We start from the raw sequence: 13169 nt of genomic DNA on the forward strand, positions 1-13169 counted from the left end.
AGCGGTGTGCTGCATGCTCATCCGCTGATCACCGGGTCTGTGTCGAGTAATGCCGCGACCTCGGTCCAGCCGGTGGGCGACACGATCTCGAAGTGGGAGTAGGGCAGTCGGCGCACGACGAGCCGGGCCTGTGCGGACTGCCAGCCCGCCAGTTGCGCCTCGGTGCGGCCGGGTGTGGTTCCGGTGTCGGCGGCGTAGAGCGCCATACAGCCGTCGTATGCGGCCGCGCTCGACGTGGTGACCATGCCGAGCAGGATGGTTGCGGCTTCGCGCAGCTTGGTCCCCAGTTCTGGCGCGTCGTCCGGGATCTCGGGAAGCAGGTGGTCCAGGTCGGCGGGGTCGGTGAGTGCGCGCGTCGCCTGTTCGGTGAGATCGGACAGGGCGAACGCGTCGACCAACCCGGTGAAGGCGACCTGTTCGTCCGCCGCGGTCAGCGCGGCGGCCATGGCGTGAGCGATGGTGCCGCCGAGGGAGTAGCCGAGCAGGTGGTAGGGGCCGTGCGGTTGGATTCGGCGGATGGTCGATACGTAGTGCGCGGCCAGGTCGTCGATGGTCTCGGCGCGGAAGGCGTTGTCGCTCAAGGACGGTAGTTGCAATCCGATGATCGGCCGGTCGGACCGCAGGAGTTTCGCGAGGGGGCCGAACTGCCAGGCGGTACCGCCCACCGGGTGGATGCAGAACAGTGGCTCGCGCGATCCGGTGGTGCGTAGTTCGAGCACATGGTCGAGTCGGGAACCCCAGGCATTCGGAGCATCTGCCTGTGCGTCGGCACTGCCCTGTGACTTGTTGTCGGCCTGCGTGATTCGAGCGGACAAAGCGCGAGGTGTCGGTGCCTCGAAGACATCGTCGAGCACGACGGCCAGCCCTGCTCGTCGGAGCCTGCCCATCACCCGGACCGCGGTGAGGGAGTGGCCGCCCGCCTCGAAGAAGTCGTCGTCTGGACCGATGTCGGTGACGGACAGGACGGCGGACATCGCCGTACGGATGGCGCTGACGAGGTCAGCGTTCTGGTGCGGGGTGTTGTCGGTACCGCTCGCGGTCGGGAATCCGTCGCGACGGACGCCGGCCGCCGCGGTGCCCGATTCCGGGTATCCAGCGGTACTCGGTGCAGTGTCGGCATCGGCGGCGTACGTCGGGATCGGGAGGGCCTTGCGGTCGATCTTCTCGCTGGTCGTGCGGGGGATGTGGTCGAGGACGACGAATGCGGCCGGGACCATGTAGGCGGGCACCCGTGCTCGCAGACCGGAACGGACTGCGCTGACGTCGATGTCGGTGTCCGCCTTGGCGACCAGGTAGGCGGCGAGGCGCTGATCGCCGGGGGTGTCCTCGCGCAGGATCACCGCGGAGTGGGCTACGCCAGGGCAGGCGAGCAGGGCTGCCTCGATTTCACCGAGTTCGATGCGTTGACCACGCAGCTTCACCTGGCTGTCGGCGCGGCCCACGTAGTCGAGTTCGCCGTGTCGGCCCCAGCTCACGAGATCGCCTGTGCGGTACATGCATTCGCCGTTGCCCAGTGGGTCGGCGACGAACGAACCCGCGGTTCGGCCGGGGCGCGCCAGGTATCCGCGTGCCAATTGCGTTCCGGTGAGGTACAACTCGCCGATCACGCCTACCGGAACCGGGCGTAACTCGGCATCGAGGACGCGCACGTCGGCCCCGGTGGCCGGTAGGCCGATCGGGACATTGCCGCTGTCAGCGTCGGAGGTCTCGTGGTGGGTGATGCAGACCGCGGCTTCGGTGGGCCCGTAGAGGTTGTGCACGCGTGCGCCGGTCAGTGTCCTGATCCGCTGTGCGGTCGGTGGGGGCAGCGGTTCGCCGCCGGTGATCACACAGCGCAGGGCGGTGCAGCCGCTCAGATCGGCTTCCTCGGCGAGCACGGTGAGCATCGACGAAGTGAGCTGGACCATGCCGACTCGCTCGTTCGCCATCAGTTCGGCGAGATAGTGCGGGTCGCGGTCGAGCCGTCCCGAGACCGGTGCGGCGACGACCCGTGCGCCGACCAGCAGGGGCAGGAAGAGCTCGAGCAGTGACGCGTCGAAAGTGGCCGCGGTGCGGTACAGAACGGTGTCGCCCGCGCCGAATCGGTGCCGTCGCTGCATCCACTCGAAGGTGTTGAGGATGGCCTCGTGCGAGACGCTCACGCCCTTGGGCTCGCCGGTGGAGCCCGAGGTGAACAGTAGGTACGCGGCGTTGCGGGGGAGCAGTGGTGCGAGTCGGTCGAGATCGGTGACCGCGGTATCGGTGAAACCGGACAGATCCAGTGCTTCGACCTGGGCTACCGGCGCGCGATCGGTGGCGAAACCGTCGCTCGCCGTGGTGAGAACCAGTGCCGCGGAGGAGGTTCCGAGGATTCGGTCGGCTCGTTGCGCGGGGCTGTGTGGGTCCAGCGGGAGGTAGACCCCGCCCGACCGGCACACCGCGTGCGCTGCGACGATCGAGTCGATCCCGCGCGTCATCGCGACCGCGACAACAGTTTCGGGTCGAACACCCTCGGCGATGAGCCAGCGTGCGAGGCGATGGACCCGGCTGTCGAAGTCACCGAACGAGACCGTCACGCCGTTCGCGGTGACGGCAGGCGCATCGACGGAGATCGTCGCTGTCGATGACCAGTCGGCGAGCGTGCTGCCGTGGGTTTCCGACGGCATCGCGGCAGCCATGGCTTCCCCGGCGGCACCGTCGAGATCGTTTGCCAGCGTCGACAGTACGGCTCCGAGGCGATCACTCAGCCGCGTGGCGATCGGGCCGGGCACCGTGACCGCGTCATGGTGCAGCATCAGCGCGAACTCGGCCCCGGGCAGTGCGGTCACCGTGACCGGGAAGTCCGTCAATCCGTCCACATCGACGTCGACCACCTGCACCCCACCCGGATCCGGTTGCAGCAAACCGGCTTTCGGAAAGTTCTGGAACACGACGAGCGAATCGAACAACCGCCCGATCCCCACCGCCCGCTCGATAGTGGCCAGACCGAGGTATCCCCGAGCCTGCCCGTCGAACGAAGTCTGCTGCAACGCCCCGAACTGCTCGGTCACCCCGCGACTCGCCACCAGCGAGACCCGAACCGGCACCGTATTGCTGAACAACCCGACCATCCCGCCCACACCAGCCAGATCGGCGGGCCGCCCGGACACAACGGTCCCGAACACCACGTCCGTCCGCCCGAAGTGATCCGCCAGCACCATCGCCCACGCACCCTGCAGCACCGTGTTCATGGTCAGCCCGTGCTGCCTGGCGTTATCGGCCAAAGCCGTCGCCACGTCCGCGGCGAGCGGAACCCGCAGTCCGACGGGACGTCGGCGCGGGACTGCTGTCGAATCGGACGAGCGCGGTGTTCGCGCACCGGTGGTAGCCGACTCCGTTGTCGCGTCGGCGCCGATCGGGGCGAGCGCAGCCGAATCGGTCGCGGATGTGGGGGTGGCGGCGAGCAGGGTCGGTGCGCGCAGGCCGGTGAGGTTTTCGGTCCACCAGTGGAGGGTGGCGGTGGTGTCGCGGGTGGCGAGCCAGGTGAGGTACTCGCCGAAGTACGCGGGGGGTGGGAGGACCTCGTCGGCGTAGAGGGCGAGGGTTTCCCGGACCATGGTCGGCACCGACCAGCCGTCGGCCAGGAGGTGGTGGGCGATCAGAACCAGCCAGTGCGAGGTGTCGCTGAGGCGGATCAGGAGGCCGCGGATCAGTGGCGGGTGATCGATATCGAACGGCTCGGCCCCGGCTCGCTGCACCGAAAGTCGTGCTTGTGCTGCAGGATCTGTGCGGTCTCGGAGATCCTCGACCTGCCACGAGACGCCCGGTGTCCGCGGGACGATCTGTACCGGCTGGTCGAACTGCTCATAACTGAACGCGGCGCCGAGGTTCCGATGCCGCCGCAGCATGCTCGCGAACGCCGCACCCATCCGCTGCGGATCGACCACACCGTCGAGGGTGAACCGGGCCGTCATCGTGTACACGTCGTCGGCACCGTCGCGCAGCGCGTGGAACAGCAGCCCCTCCTGCAGCGGGGACAGCGGCAGCACGTCGGCGACCGGGCCGTAGGTGGCGCCGAACTCGTCGATGTCGGTCTGCGAGAGCGCTGCGATCAGGTGACCGGGCGCTGCGGCCGGGGACGCCGCCGCCTGCGGGTTCGACGTGAGTGCCGCCGCGCGGCCACCGATCACGGAACCACTGTCGATCGATGCCCCCACCTGGGTGGCCGACTCGGGCGAGCCGACGCCGGGCTCGGTGCCGCGTGACCTCGGTGAGCCGCTCGACACCGGGGTCGATGGCGTTCCGAAACTCGGCGACGAGTCCTGGGTGGCGCCGAGGAGAACTCCTCCGGCGGCGGGGATCTCAACGGTCTCCGCTGCGTCGGCGGCCAACACCGCGAGGCTGCGGCGCGTCAGGAGTTGCTGGGGGAGCAAGGTCAGGCCCTCGGCCCGCAGGGCGCTGCTGACGGTGATGGCGGTGATGCTGTCGCCGCCGACGGCGAAGAAGTCGTCGTCGATGCTCACAGTGTCGAGGCCCAGGGCGGTCGAAACTGCTTGGTGGACAGCATGTTCAGCGGCAGTGGTGGGCGCGCGTCCGGTCTCGTCGGTCAAGGGGTCCGGTAGCGCGGCGCGGTCGAGTTTGCCGTTGACCGTGGTCGGCAGGGCATCGAGGACGACGAGCCGTGCTGGCACCATGTGCTCCGGCACGAGGTCGGCCAGGCGGGTGCGCGCGGCCGTGGTATCGAGTTCGCCGGTCGCGACGACGTAGCCGATCAGGGTGGGGCGGCCGGCGACCTCACGGATATCGGCTGCCGCGGTACGGATCTCGGGCAGACCTTCGAGTGCCGCCGCCACATCGCCGAGTTCGACACGGTGGCCCCGAATCTTCACCTGGTTGTCGACCCGCCCCAGGTACTCATAACCGAGTCCGGGAACCCAGCGCGCCCGGTCGCCGGTGCGATACATCCGCGCTCCCGCGGGCCCGTACGGATCGGCGACGAAAGACTGCGCGGTAGCGGCGAACCGGCCGAGATAGCCGCGCGCGATCTGCGGACCGGCGAGATACAGCTCGCCCACCTGCCCATCGGCGACGATCTGCAACCCGTTGTCCAACAGGTGAACTCGTGAGCCGGCCAACGGCAGCCCGATTCGCGGACCAGCCCCGTCGATCGGCGCACCGAGCACGTCCACCGTCGCCTCGGTCGGTCCGTACAGATTCACCGCGGCGAACCCACCGCGCTCGATCGCACCCCACAGCTCGGCCGAGCAGGCGTCGCCGCCGATCGCCAGCGTCAGTGGCGCCGCGCCGACACCGCTGGTCAAGCCGTGCTCGAGCAGGGCGGCGATCAACGACGGGGTGCCGTCGACGACGTCGACGCCGTCCCGGGCGAACGCTTCGACCAGGGCGGCCGGGTCACGCCGGGTGTCGCTGTCGTACACGTGGATGCGATGTCCGGCGGTCATCCACAGCAGAGGATCCAGCGAGGCGTCGAAGGCGAAGGACGTGGTGTGCGCGATGGTCAGTGGGCGATCACCCGCGCGCGCCGCGGCGGCACCGTAGATCCCGTGGCGGTGTGCATCGACGAGCGCGGCCAGCGAGCCGTGCTGGACGACAACGCCTTTCGGTTGCCCGGTCGATCCGGAGGTATAGATGACATACGCCGCGTGCTCGGGCCGCACCGCGTTGTCGAGCGTGTCGAACCGGTCATCAGTGGTGTCCTGTGCACGGCCCGATCGGCGCAGGCCACGGTCGGACACCTCCAGCCTCGCGCGGAACTCCGCATCGTCGATCGCGACGGCATCGTCACCGAGCCGACCCGCCAACTCACCCGCGCTGAGCACCACAACGGGTGCCGCGTCCGTGATCGTCGCGCGCAGCCGGGCGACCGGATGTTCCGGATCCAACGGCAGATAAGCGCCACCGGCCCGCCAGACGGCGAGCAACGCGACCACGAACTCCACATCGCGGGGCAGTGCGAGGCCGACGATCGCATCGGGCCCGACCCCGGTGGCACGCAGGAATCGCGCGAGCCGGTCCACCCGAAGCCGCAGTTCGGCTGCGGTGTATTCGGCCTGCGCGGAACTCAGAACCACCGCCTCGGGTCGACGCGCGAACAACTGCTCGAGGATGTTGGGCACCATCGCCGTCGGTTCGCCGATGTGGGTGACCGGTGCCGGGAATCGCCTGCCGGGTTCGGTGTTCGGCCTGTGCGCGTCACCGGCAGGTATCGGATCCGGTGGTGGCAGAGGAGGCTCACACCCTGTGAGTAGCATCGGAGTGGATCGCTGATCCAGCAGCCGCGTGCGCTCGGCCTGGTCGAGCAGTTCGAGTGCCCCCACCGCGATCTTGTCCGACCCGGTGAACCCCTCGATCACCCGGACCAACCCGGCGATCCGCCCGCGCACCGTATCCGCGTCGTTGGTCCGCGCGTCGGATTCGAATCCGAGTAGCACCGTGCCGTCGGGCAGCGGGGTGACGGTCAACCCGAGGTCCTCGGGGGGCCCGCCCGCCACATTGCGCAGGACGCCGCGCGCACCGTCGAAATCGAGGGTGAAGTCGAAAACCTTGAGGTTCATGCCGATTCCGTGCAGGAGTTCGCCCGCGCCGTGGCCGTGGAAGTCGCGGGCGAGATCGTCGCCGCTGTAGCGCTGGTGTTTGCGGACCTCGCGCAGGGTGTCGGCGATACGCGGGCCCAGCTCACCGAGTCGGTCGCCTGCGCTCACCGATACCCGCAGGGGAAGCACGTTCACCGCCATGGCGGGTGTGCGCAGGGCGGCGCGGCCGACGCGACCCATCAGCAACATCGAGACCACCACGTCGCCGGTGCCGAGAAGTCGGTGCAGGAACGCGGCGTAGCAGGCGACGAGCGCGTCGGCCCAGGTGATGCCGTGCCGTTCGGCGCTGTCACGCAGCGTCGCGAGCATTTCCGCGGTGAGAATCGCTTCGGCGCGGATAGTCCGCTCGACCGCACCACCCAGGTGGCGACCGCGACCGTCGAGGTCGGGCCACGGGGTGAGCTGGTTACGCCAGTAGCTGCGGTCGGCCTCGAATTCGGGCCCAGCGCGATAGGCCTGTTCCTCGGCGACGAGTTCGGCGATGGTGCCGAAAGTTTGTTTCGGCGAGGGGGTTCCGCGCCTGAGTGAGGTGTAGTGGGCGGCGACCCGGCGCGAGAGCAGCGCCGCGCTGTACCCGTCGACGATGAGGTGGTGGTAGAGCTGCACGCACCAGACCACGCAGTCGGAGATCCGGATCAGCGTGTAGTTGTACAGCTGCCGGTCGACCATGCCACGACACCGCTCGGCGGCCTGCGCGCGCTCGAGTGCGACAGCCTCGTAGGCCAACGCCATCGGCTCCGCCGCCGCGCGCAGATCGACGGTCGGCCGCAACACCGTCTCGGTCTCGCTCACGAATTGCCTTGGGCCGTCGGCAGTTTCGACGAATCGAAGCCGCATGTTCTCGGCTTCGGTGACGGTGCGACGGATCGCCTCGCTCAGCAGCTCGACATCGATCGGCGCGTCGCCGGTGATCTCGAGTACCTCGCCGACCAGGTAGCGCCCGGACTCGGGATCGAAACGCTGGGCGTTCCAGATGCCGAGCTGCGGTCCGGTCAGCGGCAACGCGAGACCATCGGTCACGGCAACTCCCTCCCTCATCACATACACAATCAGTTAGGTTAGCCTAACTTAACTAATAGCGAAATACCTACCTTTTCCCGATCGCATCGGCGCAGGTCCAGCGCACCTTCGCGGCGTCCTCGGCGAGCGGAATCACCAGTGGCGTACCGGTTTCGGGGTCGTCGACGATCCGGCACCGCAGCGAGAAGACCTCGTCGACGAGATCGGCGGTCACGATGTCGGCGGGCGCGCCTGTCGCGACCACTCGCCCGTCGCGCATGGCGATGAGGTGATCGGCGTAGCGGAAGGCGTGATTGAGATCGTGCAGCACGGCCACGACGGTGCGCCCCGACTCCCGGTTCAGCGACCGGCACAGGTCCAAAAGCTGGATCTGATAGGCGATGTCGAGGTAGGTCGTCGGCTCGTCGAGCAGGATCAGCGGGGTGTCCTGGGCGAGCACCATAGCGATCCACACCCGCTGGCGCTGACCGCCCGAGAGTTCGTCGACCATCCGTGCCGACAACTCGGTGATACCGGTCGCCGCCATCGCCGACGTGACCGCTTCCTCGTCGGACTTCGACCACTGCCGCAGCAGCGTCTGATGTGGATAACGGCCGCGCGCGACGAGATCGGCGACGCGGATGCCGTCCGGCGCGGTCGAGGTCTGCGGTAGCAGACCGATCTGCCTGGCGACCTGCTTGGCCGAATAGGAGTTGATCGGTTTGTCGTCGAGCAGCACGGTTCCCGAATCAGGGGTGAGCAGCCTGGCCAGCGCGCGCAGCAACGTGGACTTGCCGCACGCGTTCGGGCCGATGATCACCGTGAACTTGCCGTCCGGGATGTCCACCGACAGCTGGTCGCTGATCGTGGTGCCCTTGTAGCCGAGGCGAATCCGGTCGGCGCGCAGCCGTGAAGTGTCGTTCATCTTTTCGCTTTCCTAGTTCCGTCGCGCCTCGGCGACCAGCAGATACGCCAGATACAGGCCGCCGACCGAGACTGTGACGAGGCCGACCGGCACCGTCGTCGGCGCGAACGCGTGCTGGGCGATCCAGTCGCAGGTGATGAGCAACATCGCCCCCATCGCGGCCGAGGGCGCGAGCGCGATCGACGGCGTGCGAGCCAGCCTGCGCGCCAGATGCGGTGCGGCGAGCGCGACGAACGCGATCGGGCCCGCGACCGCCGTCGCCACCGCGGTGAGCGCGACGCTGAGCACGATCAGCCACAGCATCGCCCGGCTGACGTTGAGGCCGAACGCGCGGGCGGTGTCGTCACCGAGTTCGAGGATCTGCAAACGCGGGGCCGCGGGAACGAGCGCGATCGCCAGCAGGGCGAGGATCACCACCGCGGGACCGACCTGCGGCCACGAGAGTCCGTTGAGCGTGCCCGCGCCCCAGGCCGCCGCCGACATCGCCGCGTCCAGGTCGGCGCGCAGGATCAGCCAGGTGTTGATCGAGGCCAGCATGGCGCTCACGCCGATGCCGACGATGATCAGCCGGAACCCGGTGACGTTGTGCCGGAAGGCGAGTAGATGGATGACCAACGCGGCGCCGAGCCCGCCGATCACCGCACCCGTCGCGGTCTGGAGGTGCCCACCGCCCAGGGTCAGGATGGCGATCAGCGCGCCGGTGTAGGCGCCGGTGTTGAACCCGACGATGTCCGGGCTGCCCAGCGGATTTCGGGTCACCGACTGGAGAATGGCACCGCTCACGCCCAGCGCCGCGCCGAGGATCAAGGCGAGCAGGATGCGCGGCAGCCGCCAGTCCCACACCACCAGTCGGTCGAACCGCTCGTCGCCGATGACCAGCGCGCGCAGCACCCGCAGCGGCGGGATCAGATAGTCGCCGCTGCCGAGCGCGAGAATTGCCGTCACCAGCGAAATCGTCAGCAGGACAGCGCATACCACGAGGGTGCGCACACCGATCCGGGCCGAGATTCGTGATCCGGGCGGCCGAACCACCAGCATCGTGCGTCCGAAGTCGATCATGTGGCGGCACCTACTCTCGCGCGACGGGCCAGCCAGATCAGCACCGGCGCGCCGAGGAACGCGGTGACCAGGCCGGCGGGTACTTCATCGGGACGAATGACGAGGCGGCCCAGGATGTCCGCCGACAGCACGAGAATCGGCGCGAGGATCAGCGAGTACGCGAAGATCCAGCGCTGATCGGGCCCGATCAGCCACCGGGCTACATGCGGAACCGCGAGGCCGACGAACGCGATCGGGCCCACCGCGGCGGTCGCGGTGCCGCACAGCAGCACCACCGCGAGCGCGGTGAACAGGCGGGTGCGACCCACGTGCACACCCAGCGAGTGCGCGAGATCGTCGCCGAGCGCGACGGCGTTGAGCGAGCGCGCGCACAGCGCCGCGATGATCAGGCCGACCACGATGAACGGGGTCGCGCCGAAGAGGATGTCGAATCCGCGCCCGGTCAGGTTGCCGGAATCCCACTGGCGCATCTCGTCGAAAGCCTTGGGGTGCATCAGGATCAGGCCTCGGGTCAGGCCGCCGAGAACCGCGGTGGCGGCGACGCCTGCCAACGTCAGCCGCACCGGATCGGTGCCGGATCGGCCTGCGGTGCCCACGCGGTAGACGACCACCGACACCAGTGCGGCGCCGAGGAACCCGAACCAGACGTAGGAAGTGATCTCACTCACACCGAACACCGCGACCGCGATGGTGATCGCGAAGGCGGCGCCCGCGTTGACGCCGAGCAGTCCGGGGTCGGCAAGGGGGTTGCGGGTCAGGCCCTGCATCAGGCAGCCCGCGACGCCGAGCGCGAGCCCGACGAGCAGGCCGATCAGGGTGCGTGGCACCCGGTACTCGGTGATGGTCACGTGGTCAGGGGTCGTGCTCACGCCGAAGAGCGCCTGCCAGACATCGCCGATCGCAATAGCTTTCGTGCCGACCAGCAGGCTGAGTGCGCAGACTCCGACCAGTACGAATACGGCAAGAAGCCACCCGCACCAACGCGGATTTCTCATCAGGGTTCTCTCTCGCGGCAGAAACTCGGTCGCCTTGGAGGTTAGCCTAAGCAAGGTCTTGATAGGTGAGGCTTACCTAGCTATGGTCACATCTCGTTCGGACCACAGCTTGTGCGCCGCGCATCTCATGATGAGGAACACGAAAGGTTCACCCCCGTGAAAATCACAAAATTCGCTCTGCTGGCATCCACCGTCAGCGTTGCCCTCGGCATCGCCGCCGGAACCAGCCACGCAGCACCCGCGGCGGATGAGCCGATCAACTACACCTCCACGACCACCGAGACCTCGACGATCATCGGTACGGACGCGGGCTCGATGGTGGTCGAGGACGGCGTATTCAAGATCAAGGCGGCCAACGGCACCACCGTCGCGGGTACCGAATTGTCCTTCCGGGTAGACGAATTCGTCTTCCCGATCGCCGCCGACATCTCCGGCCGCACCGCCACGCTGACCCCGCAGTTCGACCTGGCGCACGCCACCTACAAGCCGGTCGCGCTGCCTTACGAGAACGTGGCTCCGTGGAAGAGCGAGTACGACCGTGAGCAGGCCGCGTGGAGCCGCATGACCGGCACCATCTCCCTGGGCGCCAGCATCGCGACCCTGGTCGGCGGCCTCGGCGGCGGCGCGATCGGTTGTGTGCTCGGCGGCATCGCCGGCGCCACTATCGCCTCGGCCACCATCGTCGGCATGTTCGGTCCGTTCATTCCGGCCGCGGCAGTCGGCTGCATCGCAGGTGTCATGGCCATCGGCGCGCTCGGCACCCTGGCGGGCCAGATCTTCATCACCGCTCCCGTCGCGATCATGGCTGCGGTGCAGTACTTCACCACGATCAACTCCCCGATGCCGAACAACCCGGCCCCGGCCAAGTAGGCGAAAGACCTCGGCCGAATCGGCCGAACCGAACCTCGCGGAGGGGACAACTCAGCGAGAAACGAACCCGCCCGGAATCAGCACCGGGCGGGATTCGTTGTGTCCGCACCGCACCGGTCAGTCGGCTGCCTTCTCGTTCGGCGCGGGGATGTGGCGCAACAGCGTCATGACCAGCACGGCGGCGACCGCGGTCAGCCCGATGCCGACCACCGAATTCACTTGCAGCGCATGGGTGTAGGCCTCGCGGGCGATCGTGGTCAGCTCGTCGCCGAAGGGTTCGGGCAGCGCTGACGCGACGTACAGGGCGCCCGCGAGCGTGTCCTCTGCGGTGTGGGTGATCTCCGGCGGAAGTCCGGCGGGCAGTTGCTCTGTCATCTGTCCGCGGTAGACGGCCGTACCGATGCTGCCGATCACCGCGACGCCGAGGGCGGCCGAGAGTTCCTGACCCGTTTCGGAGATGGCCGAGGCGGCACCGGCGCGTTCCGGGTCCACCGCGCCGACGATCAGGTCGAGCGCGAGCACGAACATCGGGCTCAGGCCGAGCGAGAACACGACCATGCCGGTAACGATCAACGCGAGGTCATCGCTGCCCGAGAGCTGGGTGAAGATCGCGTACCCGGCCATCGCGATCACCAGGCCGCCTGCCATCAGATACGCCGGGCGGATCTTGGGAGCGAGCGCGCTCACCACGCCCGCCGCCAGGACCATCGCCACCGCCTGCGGCACGGTCCACAGCCCGGCCTCGAACGCCGAAAGGCCGAGCACCAGTTGCAGATACTGCGAGAGCAACAGGAACAGCCCCCCCATCGCCAGCATGGCGACCATCAACGCGACCAACGAACCGCTGAACCGGACATTGCCGAACAGCTGTAGGTCGATCAGCGGGTTGGTCAGGCGCTTCTGGCGCAGGACGAACACCGTGCCGAGCACCAGACCGGCGACCAGGACACCGACGGCCTCGATCGACCAGCCGTCCTTGGCGAGCTCCTTGATGCCGTAGATGACAGCCATCACCGACAGCAGCGACAGCACCGCACTGAGAAGGTCGAGCTTGCCCGGATTCGGGTCCTTGTATTCGGGCAGCAGGAACGGGCCGGTCGCCAGCAGCAACACCATCGCGGGCACCGCGACCAGGAACACCGAACCCCACCAGAAATTCTCGAGCATCGCGCCACCGACGAGCGGTCCGATCACCATGCCGACCATGAAACTGGTCATCCACACGCTGATCGCGGCGGTGCGCTGGCGGTCGTCGTGGAACATGTTGCGGATCAGCGCCAGCGTGGACGGCATCAGCGTCGCGCCCGCGATGCCGAGCAGCGCGCGGGTGCCGATCAGCATGTTCGCGCTGGTCGAGTACGCGGCGATCACCGAGGCGATGCCGAAGGCGAGCGCGCCGATCATCAGGAGTTTGCGGCGGCCGATGCGGTCGCCGAGGGTGCCCATGGTGATGAGGAAGCCGGCGACGAGAAAGCCGTAGATGTCGAGGATCCACAGCAGTTGTGAACTGCTTGGTTCGAGCGCTTCGCTGATGCTGGGGATCGCCAGGTAGAGCACGCTCATGTCCATGGAGATGAGCAGCGTCGGCAGGGCGAGGACGGCGAGCCCGATCCATTCCTTGATCCCGGCCCTCGTGGTGGATTCCGGCGGGGACTGGTCGTGCTGAGTCGACGTCACACTACGACCGTACCGACGGGTACACCTCCGGTGCCAGTGAGTTTCCGGCAGTGCTCGCCGTAAGTCATTGGA

At 68.1% G+C, this 13169-nt stretch carries 6 protein-coding genes; 1 reads left to right on the plus strand and 5 read right to left on the minus strand.

Annotated features, from left to right (window positions below):
- Nucleotides 1-17 precede the first annotated feature (17 nt).
- The 4 genes from IBJ82_RS12880 to IBJ82_RS12895 form a co-directional block, all read right to left on the minus strand.
- Complete coding sequence (locus IBJ82_RS12880) at nucleotides 18-7592, minus strand: non-ribosomal peptide synthetase (RefSeq protein ID WP_194826084.1); 7575 nt, start codon at nucleotides 7590-7592, stop codon at nucleotides 18-20.
- A 67-nt stretch (nucleotides 7593-7659) separates the two neighbouring features.
- The gene (locus IBJ82_RS12885) at nucleotides 7660-8496 is read right to left on the minus strand and encodes an ABC transporter ATP-binding protein (protein WP_194826085.1); all 837 of its coding nucleotides are present in this window, start codon (nucleotides 8494-8496) and stop codon (nucleotides 7660-7662) included.
- A gap of 12 nt (nucleotides 8497-8508) precedes the next feature.
- Entirely contained in the window at nucleotides 8509-9555 is a 1047-nt protein-coding gene (locus tag IBJ82_RS12890) for an iron chelate uptake ABC transporter family permease subunit (protein ID WP_194826086.1), read from the minus strand.
- The gene (locus IBJ82_RS12895; RefSeq protein WP_194826087.1) at nucleotides 9552-10550 is read right to left on the minus strand and encodes an iron chelate uptake ABC transporter family permease subunit; all 999 of its coding nucleotides are present in this window, start codon (nucleotides 10548-10550) and stop codon (nucleotides 9552-9554) included. The genes IBJ82_RS12890 and IBJ82_RS12895 overlap by 4 nt, the downstream gene beginning before the upstream one ends.
- A 156-nt stretch (nucleotides 10551-10706) precedes the next feature.
- Between IBJ82_RS12895 and IBJ82_RS12900 the strand changes: the two genes are divergently transcribed.
- Nucleotides 10707-11420 carry a hypothetical protein gene (locus IBJ82_RS12900; RefSeq protein ID WP_194826088.1) on the plus strand — a complete coding sequence of 238 codons (714 nt, stop codon included), beginning with the start codon at nucleotides 10707-10709 and terminating at the stop codon, nucleotides 11418-11420.
- Nucleotides 11421-11537: 117 nt separating this feature from the next.
- On the opposite strand, the gene IBJ82_RS12905 is transcribed toward IBJ82_RS12900, so the two are convergent.
- A complete protein-coding gene (locus IBJ82_RS12905) occupies nucleotides 11538-13097 on the minus strand; it encodes an MFS transporter (RefSeq protein ID WP_370585286.1) in 1560 nt (519 codons plus the stop codon).
- Nucleotides 13098-13169: the final 72 nt, after the last annotated feature.

This window comes from Nocardia sp. XZ_19_231 (assembly GCF_015355705.1).
GTDB lineage: Bacteria > Actinomycetota > Actinomycetes > Mycobacteriales > Mycobacteriaceae > Nocardia > Nocardia salmonicida.

Coding starts and splice junctions, on each gene's coding strand:
- IBJ82_RS12885 (WP_194826085.1), bottom strand. CDS start 8,496: ATGAACGACACTTCACGGCTGCGCGCCGACCGGATTCGCCTCGGCTAC.
- IBJ82_RS12890 (WP_194826086.1), bottom strand. CDS start 9,555: ATGATCGACTTCGGACGCACGATGCTGGTGGTTCGGCCGCCCGGATCA.
- IBJ82_RS12895 (WP_194826087.1), bottom strand. CDS start 10,550: ATGAGAAATCCGCGTTGGTGCGGGTGGCTTCTTGCCGTATTCGTACTG.